At 55.6% G+C, this 22305-nt stretch carries 22 protein-coding genes and 1 other annotated feature; of the genes, 12 read left to right on the top strand and 10 right to left on the bottom strand.

Going from position 1 to position 22305, the window contains the following annotated elements; genetic code table 11:
- Positions 1-115: 115 nt before the first annotated feature.
- From trpA to trpL, 6 genes are all read right to left on the bottom strand, one after another.
- A complete protein-coding gene (gene trpA, locus ACQG0T_RS12550; RefSeq protein ID WP_015570379.1) occupies positions 116-925 on the bottom strand; it encodes a tryptophan synthase subunit alpha in 810 nt (269 codons plus the stop codon).
- Positions 925-2118 (bottom strand): tryptophan synthase subunit beta, encoded by a 1194-nt coding sequence (gene trpB, locus ACQG0T_RS12545; RefSeq protein ID WP_003856780.1) that lies wholly within the window; start codon positions 2116-2118, stop codon positions 925-927. Before trpB ends, trpA begins: the two co-directional genes overlap by 1 nt.
- Before the next feature lie 10 nt (positions 2119-2128).
- Positions 2129-3487 carry a bifunctional indole-3-glycerol-phosphate synthase TrpC/phosphoribosylanthranilate isomerase TrpF gene (trpCF, locus tag ACQG0T_RS12540; RefSeq protein WP_023296720.1) on the bottom strand — a complete coding sequence of 453 codons (1359 nt, stop codon included), beginning with the start codon at positions 3485-3487 and terminating at the stop codon, positions 2129-2131.
- Positions 3488-3490: 3 nt separating this feature from the next.
- Positions 3491-5086 carry a bifunctional anthranilate synthase glutamate amidotransferase component TrpG/anthranilate phosphoribosyltransferase TrpD gene (gene trpD, locus ACQG0T_RS12535; RefSeq protein ID WP_023296719.1) on the bottom strand — a complete coding sequence of 532 codons (1596 nt, stop codon included), beginning with the start codon at positions 5084-5086 and terminating at the stop codon, positions 3491-3493.
- Complete coding sequence (locus ACQG0T_RS12530) at positions 5086-6648, bottom strand: anthranilate synthase component 1 (protein WP_023296718.1); 1563 nt, start codon at positions 6646-6648, stop codon at positions 5086-5088. Before ACQG0T_RS12530 ends, trpD begins: the two co-directional genes overlap by 1 nt.
- Before the next feature lie 23 nt (positions 6649-6671).
- Positions 6672-6766, bottom strand: a sequence feature (Trp leader region).
- On the bottom strand, positions 6743-6787 hold the full coding sequence (trpL, locus tag ACQG0T_RS12525; protein WP_071524153.1) for a trp operon leader peptide: 45 nt from the start codon (positions 6785-6787) through the stop codon (positions 6743-6745). (Overlaps the previous feature by 24 nt.)
- A 127-nt stretch (positions 6788-6914) precedes the next feature.
- Between trpL and rnm the strand changes: the two genes are divergently transcribed.
- The 3 genes from rnm to rluB all read left to right on the top strand — a co-directional run bounded on the left by rnm (position 6915) and on the right by rluB (position 9398).
- Positions 6915-7808, top strand: coding sequence for an RNase RNM (gene rnm, locus ACQG0T_RS12520; protein ID WP_032103379.1), 894 nt, complete (start codon positions 6915-6917; stop codon positions 7806-7808).
- Positions 7805-8425: an L-threonylcarbamoyladenylate synthase gene (locus tag ACQG0T_RS12515; protein WP_003856793.1), complete on the top strand. Its 621-nt coding sequence runs from the start codon at positions 7805-7807 to the stop codon at positions 8423-8425. Before rnm ends, ACQG0T_RS12515 begins: the two co-directional genes overlap by 4 nt.
- Positions 8426-8522: 97 nt before the next feature.
- On the top strand, positions 8523-9398 hold the full coding sequence (gene rluB, locus ACQG0T_RS12510; protein ID WP_003856794.1) for a 23S rRNA pseudouridine(2605) synthase RluB: 876 nt from the start codon (positions 8523-8525) through the stop codon (positions 9396-9398).
- Positions 9399-9432: 34 nt separating this feature from the next.
- Here the strand turns inward: rluB and cobO are convergent, their stop codons facing one another.
- Positions 9433-10023: a cob(I)yrinic acid a,c-diamide adenosyltransferase gene (gene cobO, locus ACQG0T_RS12505; protein ID WP_032103380.1), complete on the bottom strand. Its 591-nt coding sequence runs from the start codon at positions 10021-10023 to the stop codon at positions 9433-9435.
- Positions 10020-10781, bottom strand: coding sequence for a YciK family oxidoreductase (locus tag ACQG0T_RS12500; protein WP_032673237.1), 762 nt, complete (start codon positions 10779-10781; stop codon positions 10020-10022). Before ACQG0T_RS12500 ends, cobO begins: the two co-directional genes overlap by 4 nt.
- Before the next feature lie 252 nt (positions 10782-11033).
- On the opposite strand from ACQG0T_RS12500, the gene sohB reads away from it, so the two are divergent.
- Positions 11034-12080 (top strand): protease SohB, encoded by a 1047-nt coding sequence (gene sohB, locus ACQG0T_RS12495; RefSeq protein ID WP_032103382.1) that lies wholly within the window; start codon positions 11034-11036, stop codon positions 12078-12080.
- A gap of 35 nt (positions 12081-12115) precedes the next feature.
- Here the strand turns inward: sohB and ACQG0T_RS12490 are convergent, their stop codons facing one another.
- Positions 12116-12367: a YciN family protein gene (locus tag ACQG0T_RS12490; protein WP_003856804.1), complete on the bottom strand. Its 252-nt coding sequence runs from the start codon at positions 12365-12367 to the stop codon at positions 12116-12118.
- Positions 12368-12765: 398 nt separating this feature from the next.
- Here ACQG0T_RS12490 and topA point away from each other — a divergent pair, with 398 nt between their 5' ends.
- From topA to acnA, 6 genes are all read left to right on the top strand, one after another.
- Positions 12766-15363 (top strand): type I DNA topoisomerase, encoded by a 2598-nt coding sequence (gene topA, locus ACQG0T_RS12485; RefSeq protein WP_003856806.1) that lies wholly within the window; start codon positions 12766-12768, stop codon positions 15361-15363.
- 186 nt (positions 15364-15549) lie between these two features.
- On the top strand, positions 15550-16524 hold the full coding sequence (cysB, locus tag ACQG0T_RS12480; RefSeq protein WP_006810844.1) for an HTH-type transcriptional regulator CysB: 975 nt from the start codon (positions 15550-15552) through the stop codon (positions 16522-16524).
- 336 nt (positions 16525-16860) lie between these two features.
- The gene (locus ACQG0T_RS12475) at positions 16861-17001 is read left to right on the top strand and encodes a YmiA family putative membrane protein (RefSeq protein WP_213083754.1); all 141 of its coding nucleotides are present in this window, start codon (positions 16861-16863) and stop codon (positions 16999-17001) included.
- A gap of 8 nt (positions 17002-17009) precedes the next feature.
- Entirely contained in the window at positions 17010-17174 is a 165-nt protein-coding gene (locus ACQG0T_RS12470) for a hypothetical protein (protein WP_162183706.1), read from the top strand.
- A gap of 137 nt (positions 17175-17311) precedes the next feature.
- The gene (gene ymiC, locus ACQG0T_RS12465) at positions 17312-17410 is read left to right on the top strand and encodes a small membrane protein YmiC (protein ID WP_032103392.1); all 99 of its coding nucleotides are present in this window, start codon (positions 17312-17314) and stop codon (positions 17408-17410) included.
- Positions 17411-17575: 165 nt separating this feature from the next.
- Positions 17576-20251, top strand: a complete 2676-nt coding sequence (gene acnA, locus ACQG0T_RS12460; RefSeq protein ID WP_271040294.1) for an aconitate hydratase AcnA — start codon at positions 17576-17578, stop codon at positions 20249-20251.
- Between the two features lie 38 nt (positions 20252-20289).
- Here acnA and ribA read toward each other — a convergent pair whose 3' ends face one another.
- Positions 20290-20880, bottom strand: a complete 591-nt coding sequence (ribA, locus tag ACQG0T_RS12455; RefSeq protein ID WP_003856813.1) for a GTP cyclohydrolase II — start codon at positions 20878-20880, stop codon at positions 20290-20292.
- A gap of 197 nt (positions 20881-21077) precedes the next feature.
- Here ribA and pgpB point away from each other — a divergent pair, with 197 nt between their 5' ends.
- Positions 21078-21845, top strand: a complete 768-nt coding sequence (gene pgpB, locus ACQG0T_RS12450) for a phosphatidylglycerophosphatase B (RefSeq protein ID WP_003856815.1) — start codon at positions 21078-21080, stop codon at positions 21843-21845.
- A 148-nt stretch (positions 21846-21993) separates the two neighbouring features.
- Entirely contained in the window at positions 21994-22302 is a 309-nt protein-coding gene (locus tag ACQG0T_RS12445; protein ID WP_003856817.1) for a LapA family protein, read from the top strand.
- Positions 22303-22305 lie beyond the last annotated feature (3 nt).

Raw genomic sequence — 22305 nt, 5'->3', positions numbered from 1 at the left:
GAAAGTTTGGAAAGTCATTCACACCGAAAATATCGACAGGATCAATTTTGACCTGCTTCTTTCAGGAAGAGAGAAGGGAAAACCGCCTGACGCCGGGGCCAGACGGTGTTAACGGTTACGCCTTGCGCGTGGCCGCTTTCATGGATGTGACGAATGCGTGTAACTCAGCCAGCATCTGCTCTGGCTTATCCACGTTCTTCTCGATAATTTTCACGATAGCCGAACCCGAAATGGCTCCGGCGGCTTTCGCGTCAATCGCCGCAGTAACCTGATCCGGTGAAGAAATGCCAAAGCCCTGAAGCGGCGGTGCAGCATGGTATTCTGCCAGCTTCTCCACCAGATGATGCAGCGGCAGCGCGGCTTTGTTTTCCGCACCGGTGACGCCCGCACGGGAGAGCAGGTAGGTGTAACCTCGTCCGTAAGAGGCAATCTGGCGCAACAGATCGTCATCGGCATTCGGTGGACAGATGAAAATCGGCGCGACGTTGTGGCGCATTGCCGCCTGACGGAATGGCGCAGACTCTTCAACGGGCACGTCAGCCACCAGCACGGAGTCAACGCCCACGCGGGCGCACTCTGCGTAAAACGCATCAATACCGCGGCTGAACACCAGGTTGGCGTACATCAGCAGGCCGATCGGAATGGTCGGGTGCTTCTGACGGATCGCCGCCAGCATTTCAAAGCACTGGCTCGGCGTCACGCCCGCGGCAAACGCGCGTAGCGTTGCGTTCTGAATGGTCGGGCCATCCGCCAGCGGATCGGAGAACGGAATACCGAGCTCCAGCGCGTCGGCACCGGCATCAATCAGGGTGTCGATAATCTTCAGCGACTGCTCCGGGCCGGGGTCGCCCAGCGTCACGAAGGGAACGAAGGCGCCTTCCTGGCGAGCTTTCAGTTGTGCAAATGCGTTGTCGTAGCGTTCCATCAGATTTCCCCTCGTGCTTTCAGAATATCGTGAACGGTGAAGATATCTTTGTCACCGCGCCCGGAAAGGTTTACCACCAGCAGCTGCTCTTTTTCCGGGTTTTCCTTCATCATTTTCAGCGCGTGCGCCAGCGCGTGGGAAGACTCCAGCGCCGGGATGATCCCTTCATTGCGGCACAGCGTTTTGAAGGCCTCCAGCGCTTCGTCATCGGTGATGGAGACATAATCCGCGCGGCCGGTGCTGTTCAGGAACGCGTGCTGCGGCCCTACGGACGGGAAATCCAGCCCGGCAGAGATTGAGTAAGACTCCTCAATCTGCCCTTCATCGGTCTGCATCATCGGGGCCTTCATGCCGAAGTAGATCCCCACGCGGCCATGCTTCAGCGGCGCACCATGCTCGCCCGTTTCAATGCCGTGGCCGGCAGGCTCAACGCCAATCAGCCCAACGCTGGTTTCGTCGATAAAATCGGCAAACATGCCGATGGCGTTAGATCCGCCGCCAACGCAGGCGATCACCGCATCCGGCAGGCGACCCTCTTTTTCGAGGATCTGCGCTTTAGTCTCTTCGCCGATCATGCGCTGGAATTCACGCACGATGGTCGGGAACGGGTGCGGGCCCGCGGCGGTACCGAGCATGTAGTGGGCGGTTTCGTAGCTGCCAGACCAGTCGCGAAGCGCTTCATTACAGGCATCTTTCAGCGTGGCAGAACCGCTGTGCACCGGGATCACTTCCGCCCCCATAAGACGCATACGGAACACGTTTGGCGACTGGCGCTCAACGTCCTTCGCCCCCATGTAAATGCGGCATTTCAGACCGAGCAGGGCGCTGGCGAGCGCTGAGGCCACACCGTGCTGTCCCGCGCCGGTTTCGGCGATGATTTCGGTTTTACCCATCCGCTTCGCGAGCAGCGCCTGGCCAAGCACCTGGTTAGTTTTATGCGCGCCACCGTGCAGCAGATCTTCACGCTTAAGATACAGCGTAGTTTTAGTGCCTTCGGTCAGGTTGCGGCACTTTGTCAGCGCCGTCGGACGACCGGCGTAGTTTTTCAGCAGGTCGGTAAACTCCGCCTGAAACGCCGGATCTTTCTGTGCGCTCACGAACGCTTCTTCCAGCTGGCGCAGCGCGGGCATCAGGATTTGTGGGACATACATCCCACCGAACTCACCAAAATACGGGTTAAGTAATGTCGTCATCTTCTCTTCCTTAATATGCACGCAGAGTTTTAAATACCGATGCCAGCTTGCTGGCGTCTTTAATGCCCGGTTGGGACTCTACGCCTGAATTGAAATCGAGGCCTGCGCAGCCGGTTTTGGCCGCTTCCACACAGTTATCGGGGCTTAATCCCCCCGCCAGCAGGACATTGTCCAGCACTTCGCCACGCAGCAGTGACCAGTCAAAACGCTGCCCCGTGCCGCCCTGGCCGTTGTCGAGCACGTATTTATCAACATGCTTCAGGTTACGCGCGGGCAGGGTGGCGCCAACGCTTTGCGCTTTCCAGATCTGAACCTGAGGCGCCAGAACATGTCGCAGAGCATCGATGTACGCCTGATCTTCATCGCCGTGCAGCTGGACCGCGCTCAGGGATAACGCGTCCGCTTTTGCCGCAACGTCGTTAATATCCGCATTGCGGAACACGCCCACGTAGCTCAGAGGCGCAGCCGCCATCACCTTGTGCGCCTGTTCCTCATTAACGGCGCGAGGAGAGGACTCAACAAAGATCAGACCACCATAGATCGCGCCCGCTTCATATGCGGCCTGCGCATCCTGTTCACGGGTCAGGCCGCAGACTTTGTTCTCACCCAACAGCACGCGGCGCACGGCCGCATTAAGATCGTCGTGTTCCATCATCGCGGAGCCGATCAGGAAACCGTTGGCAAAGTGGCTGAGTTCGCGCACCTGAGCGTAGCTGTTAATCCCGGATTCGCTGATCACCGTGACGCCCGCGCCCAGACGCGGCGCAAGCTGGCGCGTACGGTTGAGGTCAATCGACAGGTCGCGCAGGTCGCGGTTGTTAATGCCGACCACTTTGGCTTCCAGCGCGATGGCGCGCTCCAGCTCCTCTTCGTTGCTCACTTCGGTCAGCACGCCCATATTCAGGCTGTGCGCGACGGCGGAGAGCTGGCGATACTGCTCGTCATTCAGCACGGAGAGCATCAGCAGGCAGGCATCGGCCTGGTAAAAGCGCGCCAGCCAGATCTGATATGGGTCGATAATAAAGTCTTTGCACAGAATCGGCTGCGGCGCGATGCCGCTGACAACGGGCAGAAAATCAAAGCTGCCCTGAAAATATTTCTCATCCGTCAGCACAGAAATGGCAGACGCATGATGCTTGTAAATACCGGCAATACGCGCCGGGTCGAAATCGTCGCGGATCACGCCTTTGGACGGAGACGCTTTTTTACACTCCAGAATAAACGCAGTACGCGCGCCCTGGAGCGCATCATAAAAACGACGGCTGCTCGGAACGACGTCATTCTGAAAACTGGCGAGCGGCTGCTGTTGCTTACGGGCTTCCACCCAGATGGCCTTATCGGCGACGATTTTCGCTAAAACGGTCTGCATTATTTACCCTCTTGCCGCAAGTGCGGTAACGCGATCGTAAGCTGCACCGGAGCGCAGCACGTCCAGAACTTTTTGGGCGTTGGCTTTCAGATCTTCCTCGCCATGTAAACGCATCAGCATGGCTACGTTGGCCGCCACGGCGGCCTCATGGGCGGCCTCACCTTTACCTTGTAATAAGCGCGTGAGAATGTCACGGTTTTCTTCCGGCGTGCCGCCCGCCAGGGCGTCCTGATGGTACGGGGTCAACCCGAAGTCAGCGGCCTCAAGCTGATAGTTCAGCACTTCACCGTTATTCAGTTCCGCCACCAGCGTGGGCGCATGCAGGGATACTTCATCCATCCCGCCGCTGTGTACCACGGCGGCGCGTTGGTAACCGAGGACGCGCAGCGTCTCCGCAATCGGCAGGACCAGCTCCGGGCTGTAAACGCCAATCAGCGCCAGCGGCGGGTGCGCCGGGTTAATGAGTGGACCGAGCACGTTAAACAGCGTGCGGGTTTTGAGCTGCTGGCGAACCGGCATCGCGTGGCGGAAACCGGTGTGATACTTCGGCGCGAACAGGAAACAGACGCCCAGATCATCCAGCGCTTCACGGGAACGCTCGGCGTTCATGTCCAGGTTGATACCGAAAGCCGCCAGCAGGTCGGACGATCCGGAACGGCTGGACACGCTGCGGTTGCCGTGTTTCGCCACTTTCAGACCGCATGCCGCGGCCACAAAGGCGCTGGCAGTGGAAATATTGATACTGTTACTGCCGTCGCCACCGGTCCCGACAATATCGGCAAACGGATAGTCCGGGCGCGGGAACGGGGCGGCATTTTCCAGCAGCGCGGTTGCCGCACCGGCGATCTCCTGTGGGCTTTCGCCGCGTACCTTCATGCTCACCAGCGCAGCGGCCAGCTGCTCAGGCTTCAGCTCACCGCGCACGACGGCGGAGAACAGCTGGTGGCTCTCCTGCTGGCTCAGGGTCTGGGCCTGATACAGTTTTTCCAGAATCGGTTGCAGGGTGTTGGTCTGCTCCAGCTTTTGCAGCGCCCAGTCGAGCGTTTGCTCCAGCAGGCGCGCGCCGCTGGACGTCAGGATAGATTCCGGGTGGAACTGCATTCCGCAGACGCGATCCGCATCGTGACGCACCGCCATCACCATCCCTTCAAACGAGGCGTTAATGGTCAGCCCGGCCGGAATATTGCTGCCGACCAGCGAGTGGTAACGCGCTACCGGAAGCGGGTTCGGCAGCCCGGCAAACATCGCCTGACCGTCATGTTCAATACTTGACGCTTTACCATGCAGGATCTCCCCCGCCTGACCCACGTAGCCGCCGTAGGCTTCGACAATCGCCTGATGGCCGAGGCAGATGCCGATAATCGGCAGCTTGCCGCGCATACGGGTCAACAGCTCAGGCATACAGCCCGCTTCGCTCGGCGCGCCTGGTCCCGGGGAGAGCATCAGCACCGGGTTTTGCATGGTCGCCAGACGGTCAATCAACGTCTGGGCCGGAACGTGGTTGCGATAGATAACGACGTTATGACCATTCGCACGCAGCTGATCTGCCAGGTTGTAGGTAAAGGAGTCGATATTATCAAGCAGCAGAATGTCAGCCATCAGAAAATCTCCTGTGCATGGTGTGCGGTAGCAATAGCGCGCAGTACCGCGCGCGCTTTACTGCGGGTTTCGTCGGCTTCCGACTGCGGAACAGAATCCAGCACAATACCGGCCCCGGCCTGGACGGTAGCAATGCCGTCTTCAACGTAGGCGGAGCGGATCACGATGCAGGTATCGAGGTCACCGTGAGCGGTGAAATAGCCCACCGCACCACCGTAGCTGCCGCGACGGCGTCCTTCCGCTTCGGCGATCAGCTGCATGGCGCGGACTTTCGGCGCGCCGCTCAGGGTGCCCATGTTCATGCAGGCGCGGTAGGCGTGCAGAACGTCGAGGTCGTGGCGCAGTTCACCCACCACGCGGGAGACCAGGTGCATGACGAAGGAGTAGCGGTCGACTTTGGTCAGGTCCGCCACGTAGCGGCTGCCTGGCGTGCAAATGCGTGCCAGATCGTTACGCGCCAGGTCAACCAGCATCAGGTGTTCGGAGAGCTCTTTATGGTCGGTACGCATTTCCAGTTCGATGCGGCTGTCGAGATCGCGATCCAAGGAGCCATCGGCACGACGGCCGCGTGGACGGGTTCCCGCTATCGGGTAGATCTCAATCTGGCGGCTGGTGGCGTCGTACTTGAGGGAGCTTTCCGGCGACGCGCCAAACAGGGTGAAATCATTGTCCTGCATAAAGAACATGTACGGGCTTGGGTTGCTCTTTTTCAGCACATCGTAAGCCGCCAGCGGCGACGGGCAGGGCAGTGAAAAGCGACGGGACGGCACCACCTGGAAAATCTCCCCGGCACGAATCGCTTTTTGCATCTGACGCACCACTGCGCCGTACTGGTCGTCGGTCTGACTCACCTCGCAGGTCATCTTTTCAACACGCTGCACCGGGAGCGCGGGCGGTGCTTCTGACATCTGCTGTTGCAGTTGGGCGATGCGCTGCGCGAGGCGATTTTTCTCAGACTCAGACGGCGTGAAAAGGCTGGCCTGGATGCGGGTATATTTTTTCTGATGGTCGATCACCAGCAGGGTTTCGGCCAGGTAGAAACAGTAGTCCGGGCAGCGGTTTCCCTGCTCGGTTTCCGGTAAATTTTCAAAGCCAGCAACCAGGTCGTAAGCAAACAGCCCGCCAAAGAACATTGCTTCGCGCTCATCTTCCGGCACGGCCACCAGATTTTGCAGCAGGCGGAAGGCGTCAAAAACGGAGAGCGAGCAGAGGCGGGCGTCCTCATCCAGCAGCTGGCTTACCGGTGGGAAATGCAGAATTCGCAGGTCCGGATGACGCTCATTTTCAATGCCTGAAGGCAGCGCCGCATCCAGCAGCGGCAGGAGCGACGCGCCATTGTCAGACAACGCCCTGATAGTGACGGTGTCACCTAACGCGGTAATGCGCAGCGCGCTGTCAACCAGCAGCAGGCTTTTGAGGTCGTCCTTACTGTCGATATCAGCTGACTCCAGCAGCAGCGTCGCGGGACGTGCGCCGCACACCTGATGAAACAGCGCGGTAGGGTTATGGCGATAGGCCGCCTCGCAGGTCAGCAGTTCGAGATGAGGTTTGGCTGTTTGCATGTTGTTGTTCTCATATTCTGTTCAAAAAAAAGCCCGCTGGGTAGCGGGCCGGGTATCTGTTTGCATTTCGCAGACGCGTGACACTGCCCGAAGATCAGGAAGTACGCCACCAACCGTGCAGAGCGAAATGTGCTGTCATTTTCAGATACCTTTCTCGTGTGAACTTGCGTACTAGTTAACTAGTTCGATGGCGTGTTGTCAACCCCTGATTTCAGTATTTCACCGTTAGTCGGTATCATAGGGGCTTCGGATGTCTCCAACCTGTTATGGGAAGTGCTTTGAGCGATACCACCTACGCCGTAATTTATGATTTACATAGCCATACGCAGGCTTCAGATGGCCTGCTGACACCCGAAGCTCTGGTCCATCGCGCCGTTGAAATGCGTGTCGGCACGCTGGCAATAACCGATCACGATACCACTGACGGCATTCCCGCCGCGCGCGCCGAGATTGCCCGCAGCGGACTGGCGCTGGATCTGGTGGCCGGGGTTGAGATCTCGACGGTCTGGGAAAACCACGAAATTCATATCGTTGGCCTGAATATCGATACAGAACATCCGGCCATGCGTGCTTTTTTGCAAGAACAAAAAACACGCCGCAATCAACGCGCGGAGATGATTGGCGAACGTCTGGAAAAAGCGCATATTCCCGGTGCGCTGGAAGGCGCGCGAACGCTGGCGAACGGTGGGGCGGTGACGCGCGGCCATTTCGCCCGTTTTCTGGTGGACGCCGGTAAGGCGACGACCATGGCGAATGTCTTTAAAAAGTATCTGGCGCGCGGGAAAACCGGATACGTTCCCCCACAGTGGTGTACAATAAAACAAGCTATTGATGTGATTCATCATTCTGGCGGTAAGGCCGTGCTGGCCCATCCGGGGCGGTATAATCTTTCTGCTAAATGGCTGAAAAGACTGCTGGCACACTTTGCCGACTGCGGCGGTGAGGCGATGGAAGTTGCCCAGTGTCAGCAGGCACCCAATGAGCGTTTGCAGCTCGCGACCTACGCCCGTCAGTTTGGTCTGCTTGGGTCACAGGGTTCAGATTTCCATCAGCCCTGCGCGTGGATTGAACTGGGGCGCAAGCTCTGGTTACCCGCGGGCGTTGAGCCTGTCTGGCAGCTCTGGGAACAGCCACAGCAAATTGAAGAGAGGGAAGTATGAGTCAGTTTTTCTATATCCATCCGGATAACCCCCAGCCACGTCTGATTAATCAGGCCGTGGAGATCGTCCGCAAAGGCGGCGTTATTGTCTACCCAACCGATTCTGGCTACGCGCTGGGCTGTAAAATTGAGGATAAAGGGGCGATGGAGCGCATCTGTCGCATCCGCCAGCTGCCGGATGGCCACAACTTCACCCTGATGTGTCGCGATCTCTCTGAGCTGTCGACCTATGCTTATGTTGATAACGTGGCCTTTCGTCTGATTAAAAACAACACGCCGGGTAACTACACCTTCATTCTGAAGGGGACAAAAGAGGTGCCGCGTCGTCTGTTGCAGGAAAAACGTAAAACCATCGGCATGCGCGTGCCGTCGAACCCGATTGCCCAGGCGCTACTGGAAACCCTCGGCGAGCCGATGCTCTCCACATCGCTGATGCTGCCGGGCAGTGAGTTTACCGAGTCCGACCCGGAAGAGATCAAAGATCGTCTGGAGAAGGTGGTGGAGCTGATTATTCATGGCGGCTATCTTGGCCAGCAGCCGACCACCGTGGTGGATCTCACCGAAGACGCGCCAGAAGTGATTCGTGAAGGCGTGGGCGATGTTAAGCCTTTCTTGTAAGGGTGTAAGCAGATATACTACGCGGCCATCAAAGCAGGGCGCCGCCCTGTTTTTGACCTGATTCGACGCCTGTGAAGGCGACACCTGAGGAAGCTCAATGAGCGAGAAGTTACAGAAAGTGCTGGCGCGCGCCGGCCACGGTTCGCGCCGTGAAATCGAAGCCATTATTGAAGCAGGCCGCGTGAGTGTGGACGGTAAAATCGCCACGCTCGGTGACCGCGTTGAAATCGTACCGGGGCTGAAGATCCGCATTGACGGCCATCTTATCTCCGTGAAAGAGTCTGCTGAACAGATCTGCCGCGTACTGGCTTACTACAAGCCGGAAGGCGAACTGTGTACCCGCAACGACCCGGAAGGTCGCCCGACGGTGTTTGACCGTCTGCCAAAATTGCGTGGCGCCCGCTGGATTGCCGTAGGGCGTCTGGACGTGAACACCTGCGGCCTGCTGCTGTTCACCACCGATGGTGAACTGGCAAACCGTCTGATGCACCCGAGTCGTGAAGTGGAACGTGAATACGCCGTTCGTGTTTTCGGCCAGGTTGATGAGAACAAACTGCGCGACCTGTCGCGTGGTGTTCAGCTGGAGGACGGCCCTGCGGCGTTCAAAACCATCAAGTTTACCGGTGGTGAAGGCATTAACCAGTGGTACAACGTTACCCTGACAGAGGGACGTAACCGCGAGGTGCGTCGACTGTGGGAAGCGGTCGGTGTCCAGGTGAGTCGCTTGATTCGCGTCCGCTATGGCGACATTCTGCTGCCGAAAGGCCTGCCACGTGGCGGCTATACCGAACTGGATCTGACGCAAACCAACTACCTGCGCGATCTGGTTGGCCTGACGCCAGAAACCACGTCGAAAGTGGCGGTAGAGAAAGATCGTCGTCGCATGAAGGCGAATCAAATCCGCCGTGCGGTGAAACGTCATAGCCAGGTCAGCAGCAATCGCCGCTCTGGCAGCCGTAATAACAACGGTTAATTGAAAAGCCCGGTGAATATACCGGGCTTTTTTTTCAGTAATCAATCCCAATTTGCGCTTTGATACCCGCATCGAACGCATGCTTAACCGGACGCAGCTCGCTGACGGTATCGGCCAGCTCCAGAATGTCCCGATGACACCCGCGCCCCGTGACGATCGCCGTCTGGTGTGCAGGGCGGTTCGTGAGGGCCTCCAGCACGGCTTCCAGCGGCAGGTAGTCATACGCCACCATATAGGTGATCTCATCCAGCAACACCATGTTCAGCGACGGGTCTGAAAGCATTCTTTTGGCATGCTCCCAGACGGCGAGGCAGGCTGCGGTATCGGTTTCCCGGTTCTGGGTATCCCAGGTAAAACCGGTTGCCATTACCTGAAACTCAACGCCATGCGGCTCGAGCAGATTACGCTCGCCGTTGGGCCATTCACCCTTGATAAACTGGATCACGCCCACTTTCTGCCCATGCCCGACTGCGCGGGTGGCGGTCCCAAATGCGGCGGTGGTTTTGCCTTTGCCGTTGCCGGTGAACACGATTAGGATACCGCGCTCGTCCTGAGCGGCCGCCACGCGTGCATCAACCTGTTCTTTCAGACGCTGCTGGCGCTGCTGATGACGATCATCACTCATTGCGATATCCCCGGTTTGCGGCCTGGCTGGGCATCGAAGGTCAATCCGGTTTTGCGACGGCTGTCGTCACCCATCAGCCACAGGTAAAGGGGCATGATATCGGCCGGGGTTTTAAGCTTCTGCGGATCTTCTGTCGGGAAGGCGCTGGCGCGCATTTTGGTGCGCGTACCGCCTGGATTAATACAGTTAACCCGCAGGTGGCGGCTTTGGTACTCTTCGGCCAGCACCTGCATCATTCCTTCGGTGGCAAATTTTGAGACGGCGTAAGCCCCCCAGTTCGCACGCCCCTGACGCCCCACGCTGGAGGAGGTAAATACCAGCGAGCCGGAATCGGAGTTGAGTAATAAAGGAAGCAAGGCCTGGGTCAGGAAAAACGTCCCGTTGACGTTAACCTGCATCACCTGTTGCCAAATTTCCGGATCCTGTTCATCCATCGGGCGCACTTCGCCCAGTAACCCCGCGTTGTGCAGTACGCCGTCCAGACGCGGATAATGTGTGCTGATCCGCTGGGCAAGGGCCTGACATGACGCTGGCGTGCAGGTCAGCAGATCGAGCGTATACCAGGGCGTGGGGGTACCGCCGGCGTTTTCGATTTCACGGGCGACGGCCTTGAGCTTTTCTTCATTACGTCCCAGCAGAATAAGGCTCGCACCGTATTCAGAATAGGTCAGCGCCGCTTCGCGACCAATCCCGTCGCTGGCACCGGTAACCAGAATGATGCGGTTCTGTAGAAGGTTTTTTTGTGGCTGATAATGCACGGTGGCTCCTCAGGCGCATTGGGCGTGACTTGCACCTTTATTTATGACTTTTCGGCTTTATGCCCGAAACAGCGTCAGAATTCAATCAGTCTACAGGACAGAACGCTGGGAAATTAACAATTTGCAAAGATTTAAACCAGAAGCGGGGGATTCCTGAAGCCGCCTCGCAGAGGTAATGTCCAGAGCGAGACGCCTGCGCAGGGCTGTTGTACACTGGCGTGAAAGATTCGTGGTTAAATCAAGGTGGAACGCGTGGAATTACTTTTTCAGTATGGGTTGTTTTTGGCCAAAATCGCGACGGTGGTTATTGCTGTCGCGGTGATTGCCGTCCTGATTGTCAACCTGACGCAGCGTAAGCGTCAGCGTGGTGAGTTACGCATTACCCGCCTGAGCGAGCAGTATAATGAGATGCAGGAGGAGATGTCTCTGGCGCTGCTTGACGATCATCAACAGAAGCTGTGGCTAAAAGCCCAGAAGAAAAAACATAAGCAGGACGCCAAAGCCGCGAAGGCGAAAGCTAAGCTCGCCACGCCACAGGCTGACGCAAAACCGCGCGTCTATGTGCTCGATTTTAAAGGTAGCATGGATGCGCATGAAGTCTCCTCTCTGCGTGAAGAAGTGACGGCGGTGCTGGCCGTGGCGACAGCCCAGGATCAGGTGGTGGTACGCCTTGAAAGCCCGGGCGGCGTAGTGCATGGGTATGGACTGGCGGCTTCGCAGTTACAACGTCTGCGGGATAAACAGATCCCACTCACCGTTGCGGTAGATAAGGTCGCGGCGAGTGGCGGCTATATGATGGCGTGCGTGGCGGATAAAATCGTCGCGGCACCGTTCTCCATTATCGGCTCGATTGGGGTGGTCGCGCAGATCCCTAACTTCAATCGTTTCCTGAAAAATAAAGAGATCGACATCGAACTGCATACGGCGGGTCAGTACAAACGTACGCTGACGCTGCTCGGCGAAAATACCGAAGAGGGACGGCAGAAATTCCGGGAAGATCTGAACGAAACCCACCATCTGTTCAAAGATTTCGTGCACCGCATGCGCCCAACGCTGGACATTGAGCAGGTGGCTACGGGCGAACACTGGTACGGCACGCAGGCGCAGGAGAAAGGGCTGGTGGATGAAGTGGGTACCAGCGACGACCTCCTGCTCAACCTGATGGAAGGCCGTGAGCTGGTGGGGGTGCGCTTCACCCGACGTAAGCGCCTGCTCGACCGTTTTACCAATAGCGCGGCAGAAAGCGCGGATCGCCTGCTGCTACGCTGGTTGCAGCGCGGCCAAAAGCCGCTGCTGTAAAGAAAAACGCGAGGCAGATGCCTCGCGTTTTCGTTTTAATCGACCAGGTGGTACTTCTCTGAGAGGGTATGCGCCAGGTATTTAAACATGTTAAACACGGCGGTGCTTTTCGGGGTGGGTAGCCCTTGTTCATCAAGGAAGTATTCACCGCTGAACACCAGCACGCCATTACGTTGTTCCACGCCAGTCGCTTCAATTCCCGCCAGGGTGTCTTCATGGTCGCGAATGAGTTTGTTTGCTTCGATAAGCAATGAAGCTCGGTCAATGGGTTGGGTCGTATTCTGCATATTCCACTCCTTAAACAGTGACAATAGTCTACGCCTGGGTCGCTTCGGGGGCAAATTTTCCCTGTTATCCGAGGGGATAAGAAACAGGGGCTGGCTGGCGGGATTTGCTTTTGCATGCTAATAAAGTTGCGTAACGAATTTTATCAGGTACAGTGTGCGCTTTCGTCATTCTGGCAACAGAATTGCTTGACATTCGACCGGGAATTCGTCACGAATGAACTTTGATGTGAGAAAAATACCCGAAAACTCAATGACCTGGATGTCGCCATTCTGACGTTCGGTAACACATAGGGGTTGATATCCCCTGACGATGTCGCAATATCAATGGCTCGTCGTCAGCGGAAGGGAAATCAACGTGCGGCGTATTCCTGGAAGAATTAAATTAGGTAAAGGTGAATATGGGTAAAGCTCTCGTCATCGTTGAGTCCCCGGCAAAAGCCAAAACGATCAATAAATATCTGGGCAATGACTACGTGGTTAAGTCCAGCGTTGGTCACATTCGCGATTTGCCGACCAGTGGCTCAGCCAGCAAAAAGAGCGCAGACTCTACCTCCACCAAAGGGGCTAAAAAGCCTAAAAAGGATGAACGTAGCGCGCTTGTCAACCGCATGGGTGTTAACCCATGGCACAACTGGGATGCACATTACGAAGTGCTGCCAGGCAAAGAAAAAGTCGTTAACGAGCTGAAACAGCTTGCTGAAAAAGCAGACCACATTTATCTCGCAACCGACCTTGACCGCGAAGGGGAGGCCATTGCATGGCACCTGCGGGAAGTGATCGGGGGTGATGACAAACGCTACAGCCGTGTAGTGTTCAACGAAATTACAAAGAATGCGATTCGTCAGGCGTTTGAAAAGCCGGGTGAACTGAATATCGACCGTGTTAACGCTCAGCAGGCGCGTCGCTTTATGGACCGCGTTGTAGGCTACATGGTCTCGCCGTTGCTGTGGAAAAAGGTTGCTCGCGGCCTGTCTGCGGGGCGTGTGCAGTCTGTGGCTGTTCGTCTTGTTGTTGAGCGTGAACGCGAGATCAAAGCGTTCGTCCCGGAAGAGTTCTGGGAAGTGGATGCGAATGTCACCACGCCGGGCGGCGATGCGCTGCCGTTGCAGGTGAGCCATCACAACGATAAACCGTTCCGTCCTGAAAATCGCGATCAGACCATGGCCGCCGTGGCGCTGCTGGAAAAAGCGCGTTATCAGGTTCTGGATCGTGAAGATAAACCAACCAGCAGCAAGCCTGGCGCACCGTTTATCACGTCAACTCTCCAGCAGGCGGCGAGTACGCGTCTGGGCTACGGCGTGAAGAAAACCATGATGATGGCCCAGCGTTTGTATGAAGCGGGTTACATCACCTACATGCGTACTGACTCCACCAACCTGAGCCAGGACGCTGTCAACATGGTGCGTGGCTATATCGAGGACAACTTCGGTAAGAAATACCTGCCGGACAGTCCTAATCAGTACGCCAGCAAAGAGAATTCTCAGGAAGCGCACGAAGCGATTCGTCCTTCTGACGTTTCCGTTCTGGCAGAATCGCTGAAAGATATGGAAGCGGACGCCCAGAAGCTGTATCAGCTGATCTGGCGCCAGTTCGTCGCCTGCCAGATGACGCCAGCGAAATACGACTCCACCACGCTGACCGTCGGCGCGGGTGATTTCCGCCTGAAAGCGCGCGGCCGCATTCTGCGCTTCGACGGCTGGACAAAAGTGATGCCTGCGCTGCGTAAAGGCGATGAAGACAGAACGCTGCCTTCAGTCAACAAAGGTGACGAGCTGTCGCTGGTTGATCTGGTCCCGGCTCAGCACTTCACCAAGCCACCTGCGCGCTTCAGCGAAGCATCGCTGGTGAAAGAGCTGGAAAAACGCGGCATCGGTCGCCCGTCCACCTATGCGTCAATCATTTCGACCATTCAGGATCGTGGATACGTTCGCGTCGAGAACCGTCGTTTCTATGCTGAAAAAATGGGTGAGATTGTCACCGACCGTCTGGAAGCGAACTTCCGCGAGTTGATGAACTATGACTTCACCGCGCAGATGGAAGACAGCCTCGATGAGGTTGCCAGCCATAAGGCAGAGTGGAAGAAAGTTCTCGACAGCTTCTTCAGCGATTTTACCAATCAGCTTGAGAAAGCCGAGAAAGATCCTGAAGAGGGCGGCATGCTGCCTAACCAGATGGTGCTGACTAGCATCGACTGCCCAACCTGCGGCCGTAAAATGGGGATCCGTACCGCGACCACGGGCGTGTTCCTCGGTTGCTCTGGCTATGCGCTGTCGCCGAAAGAGCGTTGCAAAACCACCATCAACCTCGTGCCGGAGAACGAAGTTCTCAACGTGCTGGAAGGTGACGATGCGGAGACCAACGCACTGCGCGCCAAACGCCGCTGTAAGAAATGCGGCACGGCGATGGACAGCTACCTGATCGATCCAAAACGCAAACTGCACGTTTGTGGCAATAACCCGACCTGCGATGGTTATGAGATCGAAGAAGGTGAGTTCCGTATTAAGGGCTATGACGGTCCAATCGTTGAGTGTGAGAAATGTGGTTCCGAAATGCACCTGAAAATGGGACGCTTCGGTAAGTACATGGCATGCACCAACGACGACTGTAAAAACACGCGTAAGATCCTGCGTAACGGTGAAGTGGCGCCGCCGAAGGAAGATCCGGTTCCGCTTCCTGAGCTGCCGTGCGAGAAGTCAGACGCGTATTTCGTGCTGCGTGACGGTGCTGCCGGGGTATTCCTGGCGGCCAACACCTTCCCGAAATCGCGCGAAACCCGTGCGCCGCTGGTAGAAGAGCTGTACCGCTTCCGCGACCGTCTGCCGGAGAAACTGCGTTACCTGGCCGATGCGCCACAGCAGGATCCGGAAGGCAACAAAACCGTGGTGCGCTTCAGCCGTAAAACGAAGCAGCAGTACGTGGCGGCAGAGAAAGAGGGCAAAGCGACCGGATGGTCAGCCTTCTTTGTCGACGGGAAATGGGTTGAAGGCAAGAAATAATCTTCCCTTACCGTAACTTACCTGTAAAAGGGCCGTACTTCCGGCCCTTTTTTATTACGTAGTTATTATTTTTTGTTCCGTACTATACAGCCTGGCTATAAATGATATAGTGGTTATAGTTAACCCGTTTCTTATTATCAAATCGTCTTAAGCGAATGACGCATGCGCTAAATCGGATGGTCTGGCATGAAATTACAGCAGCTTCGCTATATCGTTGAGGTCGTCAATCATAACCTCAATGTCTCTTCCACCGCAGAAGGTCTTTATACCTCTCAGCCCGGCATCAGTAAGCAGGTGCGTATGCTGGAGGATGAGTTAGGTATTCAGATATTTGCCCGCAGCGGTAAGCACCTGACACAGGTCACCCCGGCAGGACAGGAAATCATACGCATCGCACGGGAAGTGCTCTCCAAAGTCGACGCCATTAAATCCGTCGCCGGGGAACATACCTGGCCGGATAAAGGCTCTCTGTATATTGCCACCACGCATACACAGGCGCGTTATGCGCTTCCCGGGGTGATCAAAGGCTTCATAGAACGCTATCCCCGCGTTTCCCTGCATATGCATCAGGGCTCACCGACGCAAATCGCAGAGGCCGTGTCTAAAGGCAATGCAGACTTCGCTATCGCGACGGAAGCGCTCCATCTGTACGATGATCTGGTCATGCTCCCGTGCTACCACTGGAACCGCTCTATTGTCGTGACCCCGGATCACCCGCTGGCGGGGAAGGGCGAAGTGACAATCGAAGAACTGGCGCAATACCCGCTGGTGACCTATACGTTCGGCTTTACGGGCCGGTCTGAACTGGACACCGCGTTTAACCGCGCCGGATTAACGCCACGGATTGTCTTTACGGCGACGGATGCGGACGTCATAAAAACGTATGTACGTCTGGGCCTGGGCGTTGGGGTTATTGCCAGCATGGCGGTGGATCCTGTCTCAGACCCGGATCTGGTGCGTCTGGATGCGCATGATATTTTCAGTCACAGCACCACCAAGATAGGTTTTCGTCGCAGCACGTTCCTGCGCAGCTATATGTATGATTTTATTCAACGCTTTGCGCCACATTTAACGCGCGATGTGGTGGATACAGCTGTGGCGTTACGCTCCAATGAAGACATCGAAGAGATGTTTAAAGACATTAAACTTCCCGCCAAATAATCACTCCCGGTATCTTTCTCTTGCGGAAAGATACCGTCATTCCGCTTTAAACCTGAATTAGAATTATCATCATCTACGCCCACTGTCATATATCGTCATAACCCATTTGATGACTATGGTTTTACTGTCGCAAATTTGCGACAAAAGTAGAAACTAATTTACAGCTGTGCAAATTATTCTTTTCAATTATTTATTTCTGGTCAAAAGATTGAATTTTCCCGGGCTCGGATACGTAAATTCACTGGCTTTTCGGCTAAAGTTTCTTTAGGATTTATCTCATCAGTTGATTACTTGTGCCAATTGTTTGGTCTCTAAATGATAAGCGATATCGATTGTATGAGGTTAGCAATGCCGTCAGGAAGTGAAGAACCGCAAAGGGATCCCGCGCTTAAGCGTAAAGCCTGGCTGGCGGTCTTTCTTGGCTCTGCCCTGTTCTGGGTGGTGGTTGCTCTTCTTGTCTGGAATTACTGGGGTTGATTATGGTCATGACGGTGCGTACAGAAGCGAGAAAAGAGATGTGTCAGCTTCGTGACAATGCTCACAAAGCCCGTAAGGCGCCAGCAACCAGCGTGCCAGCTTCCTGGAAACTGACGCCGCAGCAGCAGGCCTTTATTGATGTGTTCGCGGAAGACGAACCCAAAAAACAATAATTTTGATTTTTGCGTAATGATGCAAATAGTCTGAATATAGACCGTGCACTTTTGTACTCCTTAATAAATACACATCAGCAATATAGAACGAGGGCAGACCTCGCAACCTTAAATAATTAAAGACTGGTGTCCCTATGATGAATAACATGACAACCGTAAAATACTGGTCATGGCTCGGCGTATTCTCAGCGTCGATCCTCTTCTGGTGTCAGCTCCTCTGGCTGGCCCTGCACTAAATCGTAAAACCTCGCCACGGCGGGGTTTTTTGTTTTATCCCTCGCGTTGGACCATTCCTAAATTTATCAATTTGGGTTGTTATCAAAACGTTACGACATCTTTGTGTTATCTTTAATTACAGCCCTGATGATTGTCAGGACATCCCTGTTTTTAAGGAGGAGCTTATGTCGTTAACCCTACGCGAAGCCAGTAAGGACACATTACAGGCGGAAAATAAAACCTGGCGCTACTACAGCTTACCGCTGGCTGCCAGAACGCTTGGGGACATTTCGCGGTTACCCAAGTCGTTGAAAGTCTTACTGGAAAACCTCTTGCGCTGGCAGGATGGCGACTCGGTTACCGAGGAGGATATCCAGGCTCTGGCAGGGTGGCTGAAAAATGCTCATGCAGACAGAGAAATTGCCTATCGCCCGGCCAGAGTGCTGATGCAGGATTTCACCGGCGTGCCAGCGGTGGTGGATTTGGCAGCTATGCGTGAAGCCGTTAAGCGTCTCGGGGGCGATACAGCTAAGGTTAACCCCTTGTCCCCGGTAGACCTCGTCATTGACCACTCCGTCACCGTCGATCACTTTGGTGACGACGATGCTTTCGGCGAAAACGTCCGTCTGGAGATGGAACGTAACCATGAACGCTACGTATTTCTGAAATGGGGTCAGCAGGCGTTCAGCCGCTTCAGCGTTGTTCCACCGGGCACTGGCATTTGTCACCAGGTCAACCTGGAATATCTTGGCAAAGCCGTCTGGAGTGAATTGCAGGATAAAGAGTGGGTGGCTTACCCTGATACGCTGGTGGGCACCGACTCACACACCACCATGATTAACGGCCTTGGCGTTCTGGGCTGGGGCGTCGGTGGTATTGAAGCGGAAGCGGCCATGCTCGGCCAGCCGGTATCAATGCTCATTCCCGATGTGGTGGGCTTTAAGCTGACCGGTAAATTGTCCGAAGGCATTACCGCCACGGATCTGGTTCTGACGGTCACCCAGATGCTGCGTAAGCATGGCGTGGTGGGCAAATTCGTTGAATTTTATGGCGATGGTCTGGATTCACTGCCGCTGGCGGACCGGGCCACCATCGCCAACATGGCGCCGGAATATGGCGCGACTTGCGGCTTTTTCCCGATTGATAGCGTTACGCTGGAGTATATGCGCCTCAGTGGTCGCAGCGAGGAGCAGGTGGCTCTCGTTGAGGCCTACACCAAAGCGCAGGGCATGTGGCGTAACCCGGGTGACGAGCCGGTATTTACCAGTACGCTGGAGCTGGATATGGGCACAGTTGAGGCAAGCCTCGCAGGGCCAAAACGTCCGCAGGACCGCGTCGCCCTGAGCAACGTTCCGAAAGCCTTTGCCGCCAGCAATGAGCTGGAAGTTAACGCCGCACAAAAAGATCACCGTCCGGTGGACTATGTTCTGAACGGGCATCAGTATCAGCTCCCTGACGGCGCCGTGGTGATCGCCGCTATCACTTCCTGTACCAACACGTCCAACCCGAGTGTGTTAATGGCTGCCGGGCTGCTGGCAAAAAAAGCGGTAGAGCTGGGGCTCAAGCCACAGCCTTGGGTTAAAGCCTCCCTGGCGCCTGGTTCGAAAGTGGTATCCGATTACCTGGCACAGGCCAGACTCACGCCTTACCTCGACGAGCTGGGCTTTAACCTGGTGGGCTACGGCTGTACGACCTGCATCGGTAACTCTGGTCCACTGCCTGAACCTATTGAAATGGCGATCAAGCAGGGGGATTTGACCGTTGGCGCGGTACTTTCCGGTAACCGAAACTTTGAAGGGCGTATTCATCCGCTAGTGAAAACCAACTGGCTGGCCTCGCCGCCGCTGGTTGTAGCCTATGCGCTGGCCGGAAACATGAACATTAACCTGGCGACCGATCCGATTGGTCACGATAGCAAAAATGAACCGGTCTATCTGAAAGACATCTGGCCATCATCGCGCGAAATTGCGCGCGCGGTAGAGAAAGTTTCCACCGAGATGTTCCGCAAAGAGTATGCGGAAGTGTTCGAAGGCACAGCGGAATGGAAAGCGATCGACGTGGTGGGTTCCGATACCTATGACTGGCAGGATGATTCCACCTATATTCGCCTGTCGCCATTCTTCGACGAAATGCTGGCGGAGCCTGCACCGCTGAAAGATATTCACGGCGCGCGCATTCTGGCGATGCTGGGCGATTCCGTCACCACCGACCATATCTCCCCTGCGGGTAGCATCAAGGCGGACAGTCCGGCAGGTCGGTATCTGCAAAGTCGTGGCGTGGAACGTCGCGATTTCAACTCCTACGGTTCGCGCCGCGGTAACCACGAAGTGATGATGCGCGGGACCTTTGCCAACATCCGCATTCGCAATGAAATGGTCCCAGGCGTGGAAGGGGGTATGACGCGCCACCTGCCGGATACAGAGGTCATTTCAATTTATGACGCAGCCATGAAGTATCAGCAGCAGGGTACGCCGCTGGCCGTTATTGCCGGTAAAGAGTACGGCTCCGGTTCCAGTCGCGACTGGGCGGCAAAAGGTCCGCGTCTGCTCGGGGTTCGCGTGGTGATTGCCGAATCCTTTGAACGTATCCACCGCTCAAACCTGATCGGGATGGGGATCCTGCCGCTGGAGTTTCCGCAGGGCGTAACGCGTAAAACGCTGGGTTTGACCGGGGAAGAGCAGATTGATATCAGCGGTCTGCAAAATCTGCAACCGGGTAAAACCGTTCCGGTGAAGTTAACGCGCGCAGATGGAACGACAGAAGTGCTGGATTGCCGGTGTCGTATTGATACGGCAACAGAGCTGACCTATTATCAGAACGACGGCATTTTACATTATGTGATTCGTAAGATGTTGGACTGATAAAACTCGCCCGGCACATGTGCCGGGCCGTTTTGCGTTTACTCGCTCAGCAGATGCCCCATTTTGGCAGCTTTGGTATCGAGGTAGTGCGCGTTTTTCGGGTTGCGGCCGACAATCAGCGGTACGCGTTCCACGATATTGATGCCCGCTTCAGTGAGGATTTCCACTTTTTTCGGGTTATTGGTCAACAGACGCACTTCGTCCACGCCCAGCAGCTTGAACATATCCGCGCACAAGGTGAAATCGCGCTCGTCAGCAGCAAAGCCGAGCTGATGGTTCGCTTCGACGGTGTCGTAACCCTGATCCTGCAACGCGTAGGCGCGGATTTTATTCAGCAGGCCGATATTGCGTCCTTCCTGACGGTGATACAGCAGAACGCCACGTCCTTCCTCTGCGATATGAGAAAGGGCGGCTTCAAGCTGGAAACCGCAGTCGCAGCGCAGGCTGAACAGCGCGTCACCGGTCAGACACTCTGAATGAACGCGGGACAGCACCGGCGTTTGCCCCGAAATGTCGCCGAATACCAGGGCGACGTGATCTTGCCCGGTTGCCAGTTCTTCAAAACCCACCATCAGGAAATCGCCCCATGGGGTTGGCAGTTTGGCTTCTGCCACACGTTTAAGCTGCATGTGATTCTCCAGACCAGGCTGACACGTTTCGTGCCTTTGCCCCATTATGCTTTCTGTATCGGACTATTTTGCCACAAGCCCGGCAACTTCACCTAATCACCACCACGCTTTACAAACGTTAAACGCACAATCCGACATATCCACCAGAATGATGAAATTCAGTTATGATTGTGGTGCTTAGTGAAAAAGGAGAGGACATGCTTTCAATTGCCAGACGAACGGCCGCAGGAGCCGCCGTATTGCTCGTTATACCACTGGTCGTTTGGTTCTCCGGCTGGATGTGGCAGCCCGGACAAAACGAGACGTGGCTGAAAGCCTTATACTGGATAACCGAGACGGTCACCCAGCCGTGGGGGATTATTACGCACGTGTTGCTCTGTGGTTGGTTCCTGTGGTGCCTGCGCTTTCGCCTTCGCGCGGCGCTGGTACTGTTCGCTATTCTCGGCGGCGCCATACTTATCGGGCAGGGGGTGAAGTCGTGGGTCAAGGATCGCGTGCAGGAACCCCGTCCTTTCGTCGTCTGGCTGGAAAAAACGCATCATGTTCCGGTGGATGAGTTCTACAATTTAAAGCGTAAAGATCGCGGTGCGTTGGTAAAGGAGCAGCTTGCGGAACAGCAGGATATCCCGACCTTTTTACGCAAACACTGGCAAAAAGAGACCGGCTTTGCGTTTCCTTCCGGGCATACGATGTTTGCTGCCAGCTGGGCGCTACTTGGCGTGGGACTGCTGTGGCCGCGTCGGCGTACCCTCACGATTGCGATTTTGCTGGTCTGGGCGACAGGCGTAATGGGCAGCCGGATGCTGCTGGGGATGCACTGGCCGCGTGATTTGGTGGTGGCAACGCTGATCTCGTGGGTACTGGTGACGCTGGCGACCTGGCTTGCACAACGTTTTTGTGGACCATTGACGCCGCCGCCGGAAGAGAAGGAAGAAATAGCCGAAAGGGAGTCTGGCGGAACCTGAAGGTTGATATTCCGCATTTTGACCATAAATCCATGTAGGGCGCGTTACTTTTTCCATTTCGCGCCCGCCACTAAAATGGTAGCTTATAAGGCTGATTGCAGTGAGTTGAACACGCTTTATACGCTCGAACCACATAACGGGAAGTCATGTGAAATATTTACTCATTTTCTTACTGGTGTTGGCGATTTTTGTCATTTCAGTCACATTGGGCGCGCAAAACGATCAACAGGTAAGTTTTAACTATCTGCTGGCGCAGGGCGAGTACCGGGTGTCGAGCCTGCTGGCGGTGTTATTCGCGGCGGGTTTTGTCATCGGCTGGCTTGTATGCGGCCTGTTCTGGCTTAAGGTTCGTGTTTCTCTTGTTCGCGCTGAACGTAAAATTAAACGACTTGAACATCAACTTACGCCTGCGTCTGACATTCCGGCGAGCTCTGGTGTGCCGGTAGTCAAGGAATAATCG

Origin of the sequence: Enterobacter cloacae complex sp. 302F9 (genome assembly GCF_050030335.1) — a bacterium.
GTDB classification, from domain to species: Bacteria; Pseudomonadota; Gammaproteobacteria; order Enterobacterales; family Enterobacteriaceae; genus Enterobacter; species Enterobacter hormaechei_C.
Note: the sequence above shows the minus strand (reverse complement) of the source record. Positions and strands in the feature narration are given on the sequence as shown.